We start from the raw sequence: 15,344 nt of genomic DNA on the forward strand, positions 1-15,344 counted from the left end.
GATAGGTGCGACCAGGGAGGTCGGGCCTGTCGCAGACCTCCGCCCTTGGGCCGTTCGGCCCCGCGGCGGGGCGGCGGCCGGGCGCTCCGCCCGCCTGGAAGCCTCGCCCGGAAGCGGCACGTGGAATCCCGGGCCCCTCTAATACTGCAACCGCATGTGGCGTGACGGTCGGTGAGGTTGCTCGTTGTTGTGACTGTGTGATGAATCGCTGACGGTTGAGCAGATCGAGTCGTGGTCCGAGGGTGTAGCGGGGTTGCATGCCCGGTTCGGGCATCGTTTTGGCAGGTCGGAGCCACGTGATCGGGCTCTGGACTACATGACGGGCCTGCTTGCGCCGCTAGAGAAGAAGAACGGGTGGACGCTGGCCGAGCAGGTCGGCCAGCTCCGCCCGGACGGTGTGCAACGCCTGCTCAACCACTCCGAATGGGACGAGAACGCGGTCCGCGACGATGTCCGGGACTTCGTCGTGGAGACCATCGGCGCCAAGGATGGCGTGCTCATCGGGGACGACACCGGGTTCCTGAAGAAGGGCACCAGGTCAGCAGGGGTCCAGCGGCAGTATTCCGGCACCGCTGGCCGCACCGAGAACTGCCAGATCGGCACCTTCCTCGCCTACGCATCCGCCAAAGGGCGGGCGCTGATCGACCGGGAACTCTACGTCCCGAAGTCCTGGACGGACGACCGCGACCGCTGCCGGGCAGCCGGGATCGACGACACCGTGCCGTTCGCCACGAAGATCGAGCACCTCAAGTGGATGCTGCAACGCGCCATCGACGCGGCTGTTCCCTTCGCCTGGGTGACCGCGGACGAGGCATACGGGCAGGTCAAGCACTTCCGCGCCTGGCTGGAAGAACGCCAGGCCGCGTATGTGCTGGCCACCAAGGTCAACGACACCGTGATCACCGCCGACGGCCGGGACGCCCGCGTCGACGAGCTGATCGCGGCCCTGCCGAAGCAGGCATGGAAGCGGATCTCCGCCGGAGCAGGCGCCCACGGCCAGCGGATCTACCACTGGGCCCGCGTCGCGATCCGGCCCGCCTGGGAGGGCGGATCCGGGCACTGGGTGCTCGCCCGCCGCAACCTGTCCGACCCCACCGACATCGCCTACTACGTCTGCTACGGCCCCGTCACTTCCCGGCTGAAAGACCTGGTCAGGACCGCCGGAGCCAGGTGGGCGGTGGAGGAGTGCTTCCAGACCGCGAAGGGTGAATGCGGGCTCGATCACTACCAGGTGCGGCTCTACCGGGCCTGGTACCGGCACATCACCCTGGCCATGGCCGTCCTGGCCTACCTCACGGCCATCCGTGCCGCAGAAGCCGCAAAAGGGGCAGCGGAGATGACGAGCAAGACCTCATACCCCTCAGCGTCCCGGAGATCCGCCGGATGATCGGGCACGTCGTCGTCACGCCCCGCTGCCACAGCAACGAGCACCGTCTGCACTGGTCACGCTTCCGGCGCCGCAGCCAGGCCCGAGCCCGCCGCTGCCATTACCAACGCCGAGGCCACGACCCACGCATGCGGTTGCAGTACTAAGGTGTCCGGGCGACCTCCGCGGTCTGCGCCGGCCGCACGGCCCGAGGGTGCTGGGCGGCCTCGGCGGCGGTGTAGGCGGAGGCGAAGGTGAACGCGCGGGGGGACGCCCCGTGCGCCCGCAGATCCGCCAGCCGCTCCAGGGCCTCGCCGACGGTCGGGACGTGCCCGGCGGGGACCCACCAGAGCACCAGGTGCGCCTCGACGTGCCGTTGGAACCATTCGCGGCGCCGCCGCACCACCTCCAGGTGCCCGCTGCGGTAGGCGAAGTCCCACAGAGCCTCCTGGGTCTCCCACACCGACAGGTTGACGATGACGTCCTCGCCCGCCGGGCGCAGGCCGGTGGCGTCGGCCTCCCCCTCCTCCACGAGCCGCCACACGAAGCCGGGCGCGGCGTCGGCGGCGGCGTTGACCGGATCGAGCATCTCGACGAACGGCGCCATCCGCGGGTCGTCGAAGGGGTGGCTGAGCGTGGCGACGTTGAGCTGGGCGAGGTGGGCGGCGTGCGTGGATGCGGTCATGGCCTCATCCCAGCACGACCCCCGTTTCTATGTCAATCACCATTGTTTTTAGAAGCCTCGACCACCACGCAGCACTCCCCCGGCCGGGCGTCCATCCGGGCGCGGACGGGACCGCCGGCCCCCAACAGGCCCTCCAGCAGGGCGAGGTTCATGCCGCAGACGAGGGGCGGGAAGCGTTCGGCGACGGTATGGAAGGGGCAGTTGCGCATACGGACGACGCGTGCGGCTCCTCCGGTCATCCCCTCGGCGCCGTCAGCCCCTTCAGCACCTTCAGCACCTTCAGCACCCTGGACGCCCTCGACGGCTTCCAGGTGCGGTTCATAGCCGCGGGCGGCAAGCATCTCCATGACCTCTTCGAGGCCGCCACAGGGCCCCGCCGAGCCGCGCAGGGCCTCGCCCCTGCGGCGCGCGGCAGCGCAGAGCCCGGCGTCCAGTCCGGCCTGCTCGGCGGCCTCGGCAAGCAACTCGGCGGCAGTGCGGTAGTCACGGGCGGGCAGCGACACCGACCGCTCGACCCGCGCCCGCGTGTACACCTTGGCAGGACGGCCCGCCCCCGGCCCCGAGCGTCCCGTCAGGCGGCGGCTACCACTCTCCAGCAGCCCGGCCTCGGTCAGCCGGTCCAGATGGTGCGCGGCGAGCGTGCGCGCCACCCCGGCCGCCTCCGCAGCCTCGTTGCGGCCGACCTCACGGCCCTGTGCCACCACGTACTCGTACAGGCGGCGGCGCACCGGATCCTGCAGCACGGCAATCGCGTCGATATCCTTCATCCGACCATTCTAGAAACAACACAGATTGGATATAGAAGGGCGCGGGTGGGGCGCATCACGGGGGCCGGAACCGGAACCAGAACCGGCACCGGAACCGTGGTCACGTCCCCCTGACCGCGCCGGACGGAGGCAGGGCCGTCAGGGGGTCCTCGGCGAGGTGGACGACGTGCGTGAGCGCCTCCTCGTAGACGGGGCGCGGGAAGACGTACGGCCCCATGGCCAGATCGCCCCAGGCCGGGCGGTGGGGTTGGCGGAAGACGGACCACGTGACCGTCTGGGGGGTGGGGGTGATGCGGGTGAACAGGCGCCGGCAATCCCAGATGCCGCAGGAGCAGCCCAGCACCGCCGTCGCGTCCGTCGGCGTATGCCGGAGGTCGGGATCGGCGTCGCCGAGGAAGTGGCGTAGGGGGTCACGAAGGGGACGACCGGGGCGCGCGCGCCGCTCACCGACCGGCTGCGGCGGCCCACGGTCCGCACGTGGCGCCCGTCCTCCCACGGAACGGATCTGACCGATCTCGACCTCGTCGCTGCCGATGACCGGTATCTCGATCAGACCCTTGACGAAGTAGTGCTGCGCACGGACCACGCACTGGTCGGACGAGAGCAGGCGGTCCTCGGCGTCGGCGAAGGCCGGATCCCACACGGCCGGGGCCTCGGCGGTGCAGTTCATGGGCAGGTCAGGGTGGTGGGCGCCGCAGCACGAGCAGGTGATTCCGAGATCACTGGTCATGGTGTGGAGCCCAGTGATCGACTCGCCGCGCTCGGTCGGCCCCCACTGCGCCACCGGCGTGCCCTGGGGCACGCCCCGCTCAGGGAGTGGTGGCCGGGCGCCCGGGGTCGATCGAAACGAGTTCGACCTCGAAGCCGTCCTCGTTCTCCAGGTACGCGGCATAGTGCTGCGCTCCGCCCGCGTGCGGATGCCGGTCGGGGAACAGCAGATGCCAGCCGTGCCCGGTCGCTTCACGGGCCAGCCTGTCGACCTCCGTGTCGTCTTCGACGTGGAAGGCCAGGTGGTTCAGCCCCGGCCTGCAGCGGTCGTGCCGGTCGGCGGTGAGGGCCGGGGACTGTTCGAGGACCAGGTAGGTCGGCCCGAGCCGCCAGCTGCGCCCGTTGTCCCAGTGCTGGAAGAGGGCGTACCCCAATGCCTCCAGGAGCCAGCCGAACGAGGCGACCGCGCGGTCGAGGTCAGGGACCCACAGCTCGACGTGGTGCAACGTGCCGTGAGTGGGCCGGTTCAGGGGGCCACCGCCTCGGGTCGTACGAGGAGACGGCCGCCTTCGCATTGGGCTCCGCCGCACTGGACGGGGGCGAGGCGGTGGCGTGCGTTCACAGGCTGATCACCCGCCGAACCTACCCCGCGGGGTGCCGCGCAACCGATCGGGTGACGTCCGAGGGCAAGGGCATGTCGGCCGTGCGCACCCGGCCCCCACCGTCGAGGCTGGAGGCACTGCCCGGACCGGAACTCGATGTGAGCACACCATCCATGAGCACATCACGCATGCCCCACACCCAGTTGGACGAGCGTTACAGCGACAAGGAGGCGGTGGCCGTCCCGTGGCCGACGGCCGTGACGCAGCTGACCGAGGCCGAGCTGTACTGGCTGACGACCGTACGACCCGACGCCCGCCCGCACGTCACGCCGCTGATCGGGGTCTGGGCGGACGGCGCGCTGCACTTCTGCACGGGTCCGCACGAGCGCAAGGCCGAGAACCTCCGCGCCAATCCGAACGTCGTGCTCACCACCGGCAGCAACTCCCTCCACAAGGGCCTCGACCTGGTCGTCGAGGGCGAGGCGACGCGCGTGACCGACTCCGGGCGGTTGCGCGCGCTCGCCACGGCGTGGGAGACGAAGTACGGCTCGCAATGGCACTTCGACGTCGGCGACGGCGTCTTCGTCAACCCCGAGGCCGGGGAAGCCGTGGTCTTCACGGTCTCCCCGCGCACGGTCTTCGGCTTCGGCAAGGCCCCGTACAGCCAGACCCGCTGGCGCTTCGCCTGAGGTTCGGCGCCGAGCGGGGAAGGACGGGGCGGGCGCCTAGAGGCTGAGGGCGTCCTCCGCGTTGTCCACCCAGGCCGTCACGGAATTCTTGTCGGGCGAGACGTACAGGCCGGGAGTCGACGCCTTGAGCGGAGTCTGCTTCAGATCCGACTCCGTGTTCATGGTCATCTCGATCGAGGCGACGGTCTTCCCCTTGCCGTCGTTGGCGCCGCCCATCAGCCCGGCGTACGCCGACTCCCCCGGGTCGAGCCTGATCGCGTCCTCGATGCCGGGAGCCGTACCGCGCTCGGTGGCCTGGCCGTCCAGGCCGCCGAAGGTCACGACCGGATGCCCCAGCACCCTGCACGCCTTGGTGCCCTTGTTGGTGATCTTCAGCAGGTAGCTGCTGGTCGTGGGCTCCGCCAGGGTCGCGGTGAACTTCACGTCGAAGGTGCTGCACGGAAAGACGTCGAAGTCGGGGTCGGTCGACGACTTCGACGGCTTCGCAGTCGTCGACGGCTTGGAGGAGGCGGACGGCTCGGCCGACGGCGTCGCGGACTTCGTCGGGCTCGCGGTCGACCCTCCGGCCCCGCCGCCCGCGTCGTCATCGGTGGGCCCACAGGCAGTCAGGGCCAGTGCGGATACGGCGGCGAGGACGACTGCGGCTCTGCGTACGGTGCTCATGGCGTTGGTCCCCCAATGAGAAGCGCAAGGTGCGCCGGGCTGGGCTGAGCTGGGGCGAGCTGGGGCTGTCCCGGGGGTGAGCCGGTGTGCCAGGGGTGGTGCCGGGGTTGTGCTGAGCACCAGCGTCCCGCAGAAGCTTCACAGCTTGGTGACGGTGTCTTCCCGAGTCCACCACGAAGGACTCGGCGCGCCACCCGCCGGACGCGGTCGGCCAAGGGCCCTCGGCGGCGAGGGCGGCGCGGGCTAGCATCTGCGTCCATGGTGAGACCCGAGGAGAACGGCCGTACCCCAGGGGCGGCTTCCGGCGCCTGGCGCGTCACCGTGCTGAAGCAGGGGCGACGCAAGGCCGGCCCGCCGCCGCACGAGCCATCGCACCGCCAGGGTCAGCCGCTCGCCCGGCGGGACGGCCTCCGGGTCCACGGCACCGCCGGGAAGATCAGCTGCATCGACCCCTCGGGCCGCACCCTCTGGACCGCGCCCTGTTCGGGCAAGCCCAACGCCGCCCACGTATCCCGCGGCCGGGTCCTGGTCACGACGGACTCCCTCGCGTACACCGCCTGGGGCAACCTCGGCCCCGCCCTGCTCCTCGACCTGACGGACGGCACCCTGATCACCGAGCTGCGCGGGGAACGCGGGGCGGCCTTGGGCGGCGGCCGTTTCCTCCTCGGGCTGGAGGGCTACGACGCCTTCGACACCTGGGAGTACGACCGCGACGGCACCCTCGTCGACTCCTGGCGCAGCTACGGTCACTACGTCATCGGTACGGGCATCCGCGTCGTCGAGACCGACCGCAACCTCCCCACCCGCAGCCGGGTGGTACGGCTGCTTCCGGGCGGCACCATCGAACGCGGACCGCTGCTCACCGACCCGCAGGCCCCGCGGCCGCTCGTCCTGGCGGACGGCACCATCCTGGTCCTCGACGCCGGAATGCTACGGGCCGTCGGCCGCCGGCTGGAGGACACCGTCCTCGCCGAACTGCTTCCCGTGGACCCCGGCGAGGCCTGGCGCTACCACGGCCACCTCCACCGCGCCGGTGACGAGGTCACGGTCTCCCTCACCGAGCGGCACCCCGACCACCCCGCCCGGCGCACCCTCCACACCTGGACCCTCGCCCTCCACCCGGCCCGGTGAGCGCGCCCCGGCCCGAGGGACGGTCCCCAAGCAGCGCGGGAGGCGAGGCTCAGCGGCAGAGGGCCGTGTCCACGAGGCTTTCGAGGTGCTTAGTGGCAGCCCCGTCGGTCGGGATGCTGGTCACCGCGATGTTGGCGGCGCGGCCGTCTTCGGTGACTCCGCCCCGGGTCTCGTATCCCGTGATGTCGCCGCCGTGGCCCCAGTAGACACCGCCGCACGACAGCGGCCTGCTCATGAGCCCCAGTCCGTAGCCGGCGCCGGTGTCCCCGATGGGGACGGTGGTACGCATCTGGGCGAGCTGGGCGTCCGGGAGGAGGCGGCCGTCCAGGAGCGCGGCGTAGAACCGGTTGACGTCGGAGTTGGTGGAGACCATCTGACCTGCCGCCCAGGCAGCGGAGGGGTCGATTTCCGTGACGTCACGCAGTGGAGCGCCTGCCGAATCCCGGTGGTACCCCCGGGGATGGGCTTCTCGGACGGCCATGTCACCGGTGGCGGGGAAGTAGGTGTGGCGCAGCCCGATGCGCTTGATGACGCGCCGGTCCACGTCCTCGGCAAGGGGCCGGCCGGTGACCTTCTGGATGATCAGGCCCGCCACCACGTAGTTCGTGTTGCTGTACCCCCAGTCCTTCCCGGCGACGAAGACGGCCTTGCGCTGGAAGGCGATGTCGAGGAGGTCGCGGGGTTCGAAGTACCGGTGCTGAAGGATGTCGTCCTCGACGAGGTCTTCGTATTCGGGAAGTCCGCTGGTGTGCTGGAGGAGCTGGCGGACGGTGATGTGACGCCCGTCGAAACCTTCCCCTCGGACGAGCCCCGGAAGGTAGGTGTCGACCGTGGCGTCGAGGTCGATCTTCCCTTCACCGGCCAGTTGCAGCGCGACCACGGCGGTGAACGTCTTGGTGCTGCTGCCGATCCGCACCTGGCCGTCCCTGGGCACCTTCGAACCGGTGGCCAGGTCGCCCACCCCTGCGGTGTAGGTACGGGTGCGGCCTTCACGGTCCTTGACGCTCGCCAGCGCTGCGGGCAGGCCGTCGGAGTGCACCAGCGCGTTCAGGCCCTGCTGGACGGTGTCGGGCCTGGCGGAGGCGGACGCCGCCGGCGGCGCCAGCACACCCATCGTCATGGCGCCTACGGCCGCAACGACGACCGTGGCCGGCACGGCTCTGCGCCGGCCATGGTCCCTCCGCTGTCGCCGGGACGAACCAGACCTTCGCCATGCCTGTTGCTCGCGCACGCGTCAACTCCTACGGAATCGTTGGGAAACCAGCGGTATGTGCCGGTCCCAGCTTGCCCGCGTTCGGCCGCGCGCATCGATCCTGCTACCCGCCGGGCCCCAGGTGGGGCTAACCCCCCAGGTGCGCTGCCCCCAGGTGCCCTCAGCCTGAGGAGCGGGGGGGCGGTTCGACGCCCGGCAGTCGGGTGCGGTCCGCGTTCAAGGCGCCCGTACACGTCACCCGGCCGGGGTTTCGAACTCCCGGATCTTGTCGGCGGCGGAGAATACCTGTTGCCCGCCCGCTTCGAAAGCCATCAGATCCTCTGCGGTCCCGGGCTTCAACGCGTAGGCGAAGAACGCTTTTCCCTGGTGTGCGGTGATGGCGACGGCCTGCGATTCTCCGGACGCGGATCGTGCCACAAGGCGAGCGACGCCGGGATCCGCCGCTCCATAAATCAGGAGCACCGTGGGATCCAGCCCGTCCAGCGCAATGTTCACCGGAATTTCCTTCGAAACCGGGGGTTCACATCCGCTGCCCGCCGGTTTTCCCCCGACGGTGGCCTGTGTGCAGAGTTTCCCGTCGACGGAGACGAAGTCCACGCGCCAGGTGGTGCCCTCCATGGCGCCCTGGCTGATCACGGCGACATGCGTCTGCCCCGGGCCGGTACGGGCAGCGGGCGGCATGTACGCCGAACCCGCCTCCGTGCAACCCGTAAGAGCCGACAGGAGACAGAGCGAGCCGGCGAGGCGGCGCCCGCGCGAAGTCACTGCATTCCCTCCCGCATCCGTGGAGCACGTCCGGCCCCGGCCCCGCCCCTGGGCTACGACCCGGGGCCGGGGGCGGCCTGCTGCCCGACTGGCCTGGTCAGGCGGTGTGCGCCGACGCGCAGGGAGCGGAGGCGTCGCCGCCACTGTTGTTCTTGCCGTACCACCGCAGGTAGTAGGACGTGCTGGTGCTCACACCGATGCCGCGGGGGTCGGTCTGGTACTGCCCGTCCGCCGCGTAGCTGTAGCTGGAGAACACCTTCGAGCTTCCGCTGGTCTTGACGAGCTGGGTGTAGAAGCTTCGGGCGGCGCCGCCCGAGCAGCCGCTGCCACCGATCCGGATGCTGCCGGAGGAGGGCACGAAATCCCCGCTGGCGTGATAGGAACCCGATCCCCATGACTGCGAGAACGCACTCGCGGGCGATGCCGCGAAGACGAACATGCCGACGGCTGCTGCAGCCACGGCGGCGACGCGTGTAGTGCTACGCAGAATTGTCATGCAAAGGATTCTCCAGGGGGTACGTGGCACCGCCAAGCGGTCGACCCACCAATGGCCCGATCACGCCTTGTTGACACCCGCACCCGTCTTGCTGACAAAGGGGAATCGGTTTCGGTGGCGGAACTCCGTGGCGCGTTCCAGCTCGCCACTTCCGAGACAGGGGCTCGACATTCCGGCCACACCACGGCCGGACCGTGGCGCGCGTTTCGACTCAAGCACGAATTCCGACCCGGGCTGTTGCGCGATCAGCCGCGTTCGAAGCAGTGCGATTGGCCGATCACGGAGAAGCCCCGGCGCTCGTACCAGTGGCGCGGCCAGTCCGCCGCATCGGCGGTCAAGAAGCGGGTATCGCAGCCCTGGGCGGCGGCCAGGCGCAGGGCGGTGTTCAGGACGGCGTCGGCGTAACCGTGCCTGAGGTGGGCCTCCGAGGTCATCAGGTCCTCGATCTGGGCGGTGCCGGTCGTCGGGTCGAGGTAGAGGTCGGCCCATGAGGCGACCTCGCCCCGCGCCGTGCGGGCGCCGATGAAGTGGACGCCGTCGGCCCCGCGGCGGCGGACCTCGCGCCGGTCGACGAGGTGGCGCAGGACCTCGTCCTCGACGGTCGGGAGGAAGCCCTGCCAGCGTCGGGTGAGCGGGGCGCGCAGGGCGTCGAGGTCCACTTCCTCCGCGGTTCCGCCGCCTACCGGCGCCGGGCCGGTGTGCAGCATGACCAGGTAGGTGGAGTGCGTGTATCCGGCGCGGATCAGCGGCTCCGCACACACTGTTCCGGCTTCGTCGTCCAGGACGGAGATCAGCCGGTGCGGCAGGTGCCCCAGTACCTCCTCCACGAGGGCGGGCACCGCCTCGGGGTCGATGTCGACGGCGGGCACGTCGATGACGACCTGGTTGTTCGCACGGGAGTGTGCGAGGGCGTCGTCGTACACGGCGAACCCGCCGGGCAGGTCGACGGAGCGCGCGGCTTGGCGGCGGGCGAAGGCCGACAAGAAGGTGTTGATCCGCTGCAGTTCTGATCCGGGCATGGGTGGAGCCTATGCGTCCGCGGGCCGCGGCAGCCTCCGAATTACCCGTGCCGGGGCGCGGCTACGGGGCGTCCGCCAAGCGTCTGCTCACAGCATGCGCACACCGTCTGCGAGCGCACCACGGGACCGGTGGAGACAGGGATCCGGGTGATGGGCGAGGCGCATACGGAAAGCGGCTCGGTCACGGCCAGGGACGGTGCCACCGGAGATGTCCGGGCCGACCGGGCAACGCGAACGCCTGGGGCGGCTCGGCGCCGCGCCCCTGCCGCGGCCCCCAAGAGCGCCTCCGGGGCCTTCGAGCGGGATACCGCGGCCTGGGCAATGCAAGACCCGCCAGCGCGCCATCAACGGCGATTCCGACTCGCCGGCTCGACGCTCCCCGCGCGCCGCTCCGTGTACTGGTTCGGTCACCGATCACTCACTGACGGATGAGAACTAACGGTATGTCCGAATGATGCTCACACCATCCGCATACTGTGCCGACATGCTGAGTGAATTCCTGCAGGTGGGCGCCTTCGTAGGCGTGCTCTGGTGCTTCGTGGCGGCCGTCAGGCGTGCGGCCCGCGGCGACCGGTGGGCCCTCGGGGCCCTCCTGCTGGCCGCCGTGACCGGCGTCCACTACCTGGTGGGCCTGACCCACCTCCTGGTCCTGGACGTCCGCGAGATGTGCGAGCTCACCGTGCACACCCGCTTCGACCCCGACGAACACGTCTCGACGCTGCTCCCGCTGTCAAACACCTGCAACGCCGACAACGACCTCGTCCCCGCCTGTGTGAACCCGGTCCTCGCCGTCCTCGCCTCCGCGACCCTGGTGGCCGGGGCCGGGACCATCACGCGCGCCATACGCACCCCACGCCTTCCTCGACGAGAGTGACCGCCAGGCAGCCCGCCGCCTGGGCTCTGGCCCGAAAACGCCCTGGACCGCACGCTGGTCGCCAAACCGGCGCCGGCCGGACCGGTCGGCTACTGGGCCTGCGGTCCGTCGGCGGCGGTGATCCTGCGCAGGACTGGCAGGCCCGCTTGCGGGCCCTACTCGCCAGGAGCCCGATACTGGATTTGCTCCGCCCTGCGCAGCGCATCCAGCGTTTCATCGACGCTCAGGAGAACGGTCGTCTCAAAGGAGCTGAGCGCGCCACCTCCGCTGATCGCCAGCGCAACCGCGGCCATGGACACGTTGTCCGGAGCTTCCCAGAGGTTATAGCCGTCGTGCGTGCCGAAGGCGTACCAGAAGCCGTGGAGCTTTCCACCGACGGATTCGATGTACGACTGAGCGGCCTTTGCGCGGTCCTCGGGGTGGCCGATCAGCCTCGCCCAGGTCTCCGGCGTGTAGCTGAACCTCGATAGATAGAGCGTCATCGTGTCTCTCTTTCGTTTTCCCCCATGGATGCCCCGCGCCGGGTGGGAGAAGAGCCGGGGTGGACCGCGGTTCCCCCAAACAGCCGGGGACGATGACCGCCTCGGCCCAGAGCCAACGGCCAGGTCGTCTGCGGTTACCTCCGACCGTGGCCTCGTTGCTCATGGAGCGGGGCCACTTCGGCATCCTGCACAGCCAGGCCGCGGCAGGCGACTGGTTCTGCGCGCATCGCCTCGCGCAGGCCACGCTTGAGGACGACCCTGAGCCCCCAGGCCGGCAGACGGCGCTTGCGCTCCTCGAACCGTTCGTTGCCACGGGCTGGATGAAGGCGGTCAGTACGGTCGTCGGACTGCTCGCCGAATGGGACCGCCTCGACGAGGCCATCGCCTTGCTCCGCCGGCCCGCCGACTCCGGACACCGGCAGGCCCTCCGCCAGCTGGCGACCCTGCTTGCCCGGCAAGGCCGTATCGACGAGGTCATCGCCCTCCTGGGACCGCGCGCCACCGACCTGGTGCTGGCCGAGAGTCTGGTGGAGCTGACGGCCGACCACGGCCGCGACGAGGAGATCGCTGCGCTGCTCCCTGCCGTGAGCGTCGGGCCGCCGGATCCCTTCGAGCCGTGGCGGTCGGACGATTGGGACACTGTCCCTCTGCACGCCACCCTGCTGGAACGCCAGGGCCGCGTCGACGAGGCTGTCAGCCTCCTGCACGGTCACGTATACGTCGACGGCGTGATGTATGCCGACCACGCACAGCAGCTCGCCTGCCTCCTCGCCCGCCACGGCCGCGAGGCCGAACTGCGGGAGTTCGCCGCAGACGGAGGCGAGGAGTACGCCTTGGCGGCCCTGGCCGACCACTTGGAGGAGCGGCAAAGGATCGACGATGCCGTTGACACCCTTCGCGCGGCTGACGTTTCAGGCAATCCCCACGTGGCGCTTCACCTCTCCGAGCTCCTGGCCCGTCACGGCCGACGCAGCGAGGCCATCGACACCGCTTGGAGGACTGGAAGCATCACCTTTCCCGAGGAGGGCGACGGCGACCCCGACGGTGCGAACATTCTCTTCGAGCTCCTCGTCGACCGCTCCCCGGATGCCTACGCGGCGTGGGCGTCGGAGTATTACGAGACACCCGTCAACGTCGAGGCCGTCCGTGCCCTGCTGGCCCAGCGCCCGCTGACGCCGGAGCTCGTCGCCGTGCTCAACCCGGAGGTCGGGCTCGCCGATCTGGCCGAAGACATCTCGGAGATCGGCTACCCCGGCTGAGGCGTCACGCCCGCCCCGGCAACTGCCCTCCCGCAGAGCGCCAGGCCCGGCTCCCGCTCCATGGAAACTGGCGCGTGTCCAGCTCCGCTGCACCTGATGACCAGCGGACGACGTGTGGGTCGTACGGAGCCTGCTGCTGCCGGTCTTCGCCGCCGCTCCGCTCGGATCCGCCGCAGGCGGGAAGACGGCGGCGTGGCCGGCGCTCGACCTTCTCGCCGACGCCGGTGCGGCGGCCTTGTGCATGGACCGATCCGCGAGCCCGGTCGAGTACCCCGGTGCCGCCGGTGATCCCGTTGTCGAACGAAGGGGGAGGGCCGGGTTGAGAATGCCGAAGACCATCCGTGCACGGAGAGCCGGCCGCCCGGGAGGGTACAGGTCACGACGCACTCCTCCGCTCCGCCGTCTTCGACCCGGGTGGTGGTGCAGTGCCGCCGGTCCAGCGCACTGGCCGTGCCGGGACAAGCTGCTCTGATGGGGCGCATCGTGTGGCTCCTGAGGTTGATGCTGATGGATGGTCAGGTGACCTGTCGGCAAGGCAGCCCGGCCGCCTCCACTGTCATTGCCTCCTCGTACGGTCTACGCATGGTTGATCAGAGACCCCCCTTGTCATCGGTATCCGACTTCGCGACCTGGGAGCCCGTTCTGCGGCTCATGCTGGCCGACGACAGGGATCGGCGTGCCGCCCGGTCGGCGCGGGTCGCAGGACGCATCAGCCAATACGGCACGAGCCTTGCGCATCGAGGATCCATGTCGCCGACGGCGCGGACCGCGGTGGAGGACATACAGCGGGCGCTCGCGCGCGGCAGAGTCCAGGAGATCGCATTCAGGGCAGAGGTCCACCCAGACGGAAGGACCACGCTCGGGCTGGTCTGGCCGACCCCAGTCGTGGAACCGGCACTTGGCTACCCGGACCTGGGAGTGCTCATCCTGGCCGACGGCTTCCTTCCCGAGCCCTGGCTCCGCCGCCCCGATCCCGCGTTCCGGGCGGTACCGGCGCCTTCGGCGAACCCGGAGTTGCTGGAGCGGACATTGCGCGAGCGGCTGCCGGGCGCCATCGGCGCGACGGAAGAGGAGATCGCTGCCGCTGAAGCACGCCTCGGTGTCACGCTGTCCGAGGAGATCAAGGTGCTCTACCGGGTGACACGTGTGTACGCGGGCGACGACTTCGACCTCGACGAGGCGGACCGCGCCGGCGAGGCGGTCGGCTGCGAGCTCTCCGGACTGGAACACCTGTGCAGCGTCGACGGGGCGGTACGTCACACGGGCTGGGGCCTCGGCGCCAAGCGTGCGGTCAGCAGCGCGCCCGACGCGGCGGTGCAGAGCCTGGCCGGCTCACCGGGCTGGATCGGCTTCGGGAGCAACGGCGGCGACGAGTTCGCCGTCGACCTGACTCCCGGCCCCGCAGGACACTTCGGGCAGGTCATCCTGGTCGATCACGAGCAGAGCCTCGGTGCCGAGCTCGTGGCCGATTCCCTCACCGATTTCGTCATGGGCCGGATGCGGGAGGAACGCCGTGACCGCCGCGGAGACGAGCTTCCGGCCGTGGCCAGAGTCGGCACCGGGTGCCTCGAGAGCATCCAGGCCGCCGCCCATCCCGCCCTGGAAGTCCTGACCATCGGGGCCTGGGACGGCACACCGTTCAGCCTCGCACCTGTCACGGGACTGCCCCGACTGCGCACTCTTACCGCCGCGCCCGGCACACTGGCCGACCCCCTGGAGGTCGCTGGGCTCACCGCACTGGAGTTTCTGGAACTCGGCGCGCAGGAATGGCGCGTCCTCCTGGACGCCGGAGCTGTCCCGCGCACCCTGAAAGCCGCAGCCATCACGGTGCGGGATCAAGACCACCTGCCCGTCGTGGCCCTCGCCAACGAGATCCTTGCCCTCTGGGACCGGCCCGAGATCGTACAAACGCTCCTCGCGGGAGACCTCGGCCCCGCGGCCTGACCGGCGGGGCCGCACAAAGCCGTGCAGTGCACGCCCCACGGGAGCTGAGCGCCGTAGTTGGCCGGTCCGGCCAACTACAGCACTCAGTCACACAGTCCTGTGCGTTGCCCACCGAGGAGCGGCCGCTGCGGGTCGCGGAGTGGGATGCGCTGCTCTCCGAGCGGCTGATCTCGCTGTCGAGGCCCGAGCCTCTGCGGCTGCGCCTTGACCTGACCGGCGGACCGTGTGCCGAGGAACGGGTGCGGGACCTGGTGGCGCGTGAGAGCAGATGCTGCTCGTTCTTCACCTTCACCACCACCCCCGGCAAGGGCCTGGTCCGTCTGGACATCTCGGTGGACCAGTTGCATGAGGCGGTCCTGGATGCCCTCGCCGCACGGACCACGGCTGGCAGTGGGGAGCAGCGGTGAGTACGGCGCTGCGCAGTGGGCAGGTCGCGGAGGCGGCCGGGGTGAACATCCAGACGCTGCGGTACTACGAGCGGCGTGGCCTGCTGGCGGAGCCGGAACGCAGCAACGGCGGCCACCGCCTGTACGGCGAGGAGGCGGTGACCGCGCTGCGGGTGATCAAGGCCGCGCAGCGGCTCGGGTTCACGCTGGACGAGGTCGCCGAGCTGCTGGAGGCGGGCCGCCACCGCCACGGCCGGCCGCCGGGTTGCAGGAGCGGGCTGAGGTAAGTGGACTC

Annotated in this window: 18 protein-coding genes; 8 read left to right on the plus strand and 10 right to left on the minus strand. The window is 70.3% G+C overall.

All coding sequences use genetic code 11. The features are described 5' to 3' along the window. Positions 1-223: 223 nt before the first annotated feature. On the plus strand, positions 224-1,387 hold the full coding sequence (locus tag OG332_RS03605) for an IS701 family transposase (protein ID WP_327419097.1): 1,164 nt from the start codon (positions 224-226) through the stop codon (positions 1,385-1,387). A 142-nt stretch (positions 1,388-1,529) separates the two neighbouring features. Here the strand turns inward: OG332_RS03605 and OG332_RS03610 are convergent, their stop codons facing one another. From OG332_RS03610 to OG332_RS03625, 4 genes are all read right to left on the minus strand, one after another. After that, the gene (locus OG332_RS03610; protein WP_327412049.1) at positions 1,530-2,051 is read right to left on the minus strand and encodes a DUF3291 domain-containing protein; all 522 of its coding nucleotides are present in this window, start codon (positions 2,049-2,051) and stop codon (positions 1,530-1,532) included. 32 nt (positions 2,052-2,083) lie between these two features. Beyond that, entirely contained in the window at positions 2,084-2,818 is a 735-nt protein-coding gene (locus tag OG332_RS03615; protein ID WP_327412050.1) for a helix-turn-helix transcriptional regulator, read from the minus strand. Positions 2,819-2,918: 100 nt separating this feature from the next. Next, a complete protein-coding gene (locus OG332_RS03620; RefSeq protein ID WP_442816101.1) occupies positions 2,919-3,548 on the minus strand; it encodes a DUF2199 domain-containing protein in 630 nt (209 codons plus the stop codon). Positions 3,549-3,627: 79 nt separating this feature from the next. Beyond that, entirely contained in the window at positions 3,628-4,101 is a 474-nt protein-coding gene (locus OG332_RS03625; RefSeq protein ID WP_327412051.1) for a VOC family protein, read from the minus strand. Between the two features lie 200 nt (positions 4,102-4,301). Between OG332_RS03625 and OG332_RS03630 the strand changes: the two genes are divergently transcribed. Further along, positions 4,302-4,817, plus strand: a complete 516-nt coding sequence (locus tag OG332_RS03630) for a pyridoxamine 5'-phosphate oxidase family protein (RefSeq protein ID WP_327412052.1) — start codon at positions 4,302-4,304, stop codon at positions 4,815-4,817. A gap of 36 nt (positions 4,818-4,853) precedes the next feature. Here OG332_RS03630 and OG332_RS03635 read toward each other — a convergent pair whose 3' ends face one another. Beyond that, positions 4,854-5,480 (minus strand): DUF4232 domain-containing protein, encoded by a 627-nt coding sequence (locus tag OG332_RS03635; protein WP_327412053.1) that lies wholly within the window; start codon positions 5,478-5,480, stop codon positions 4,854-4,856. 258 nt (positions 5,481-5,738) lie between these two features. Between OG332_RS03635 and OG332_RS03640 the strand changes: the two genes are divergently transcribed. Continuing rightward, positions 5,739-6,611, plus strand: a complete 873-nt coding sequence (locus OG332_RS03640) for a hypothetical protein (protein WP_327412054.1) — start codon at positions 5,739-5,741, stop codon at positions 6,609-6,611. 49 nt (positions 6,612-6,660) lie between these two features. Here OG332_RS03640 and OG332_RS03645 read toward each other — a convergent pair whose 3' ends face one another. From OG332_RS03645 to OG332_RS03660, 4 genes are all read right to left on the minus strand, one after another. Then, positions 6,661-7,731 carry a serine hydrolase domain-containing protein gene (locus OG332_RS03645; protein WP_327412055.1) on the minus strand — a complete coding sequence of 357 codons (1,071 nt, stop codon included), beginning with the start codon at positions 7,729-7,731 and terminating at the stop codon, positions 6,661-6,663. A 327-nt stretch (positions 7,732-8,058) separates the two neighbouring features. Next, on the minus strand, positions 8,059-8,442 hold the full coding sequence (locus OG332_RS03650) for a hypothetical protein (protein ID WP_327412056.1): 384 nt from the start codon (positions 8,440-8,442) through the stop codon (positions 8,059-8,061). A gap of 244 nt (positions 8,443-8,686) precedes the next feature. Beyond that, positions 8,687-9,085, minus strand: coding sequence for a hypothetical protein (locus OG332_RS03655; protein ID WP_327412057.1), 399 nt, complete (start codon positions 9,083-9,085; stop codon positions 8,687-8,689). Positions 9,086-9,330: 245 nt separating this feature from the next. Next, a complete protein-coding gene (locus OG332_RS03660; RefSeq protein ID WP_327412058.1) occupies positions 9,331-10,104 on the minus strand; it encodes a GNAT family N-acetyltransferase in 774 nt (257 codons plus the stop codon). Between the two features lie 484 nt (positions 10,105-10,588). Here OG332_RS03660 and OG332_RS03665 point away from each other — a divergent pair, with 484 nt between their 5' ends. Next, positions 10,589-10,978 (plus strand): hypothetical protein, encoded by a 390-nt coding sequence (locus tag OG332_RS03665; RefSeq protein WP_327412059.1) that lies wholly within the window; start codon positions 10,589-10,591, stop codon positions 10,976-10,978. A gap of 155 nt (positions 10,979-11,133) precedes the next feature. Here OG332_RS03665 and OG332_RS03670 read toward each other — a convergent pair whose 3' ends face one another. Further along, a complete protein-coding gene (locus OG332_RS03670; RefSeq protein WP_327412060.1) occupies positions 11,134-11,460 on the minus strand; it encodes a GYD domain-containing protein in 327 nt (108 codons plus the stop codon). 146 nt (positions 11,461-11,606) lie between these two features. On the opposite strand from OG332_RS03670, the gene OG332_RS03675 reads away from it, so the two are divergent. From OG332_RS03675 to OG332_RS03690, 4 genes are all read left to right on the plus strand, one after another. Next, the gene (locus OG332_RS03675) at positions 11,607-12,719 is read left to right on the plus strand and encodes a hypothetical protein (RefSeq protein WP_327412061.1); all 1,113 of its coding nucleotides are present in this window, start codon (positions 11,607-11,609) and stop codon (positions 12,717-12,719) included. A gap of 885 nt (positions 12,720-13,604) precedes the next feature. After that, positions 13,605-14,663, plus strand: a complete 1,059-nt coding sequence (locus tag OG332_RS03680) for an SMI1/KNR4 family protein (RefSeq protein WP_327412062.1) — start codon at positions 13,605-13,607, stop codon at positions 14,661-14,663. Positions 14,664-14,767: 104 nt separating this feature from the next. Further along, positions 14,768-15,070: a hypothetical protein gene (locus OG332_RS03685; RefSeq protein ID WP_327412063.1), complete on the plus strand. Its 303-nt coding sequence runs from the start codon at positions 14,768-14,770 to the stop codon at positions 15,068-15,070. Further along, positions 15,067-15,336, plus strand: coding sequence for a MerR family transcriptional regulator (locus OG332_RS03690; RefSeq protein ID WP_442816102.1), 270 nt, complete (start codon positions 15,067-15,069; stop codon positions 15,334-15,336). Before OG332_RS03685 ends, OG332_RS03690 begins: the two co-directional genes overlap by 4 nt. Positions 15,337-15,344 lie beyond the last annotated feature (8 nt).

The sequence above is a fragment of the Streptomyces sp. NBC_01233 genome, from assembly GCF_035989305.1.
GTDB lineage: Bacteria > Actinomycetota > Actinomycetes > Streptomycetales > Streptomycetaceae > Streptomyces.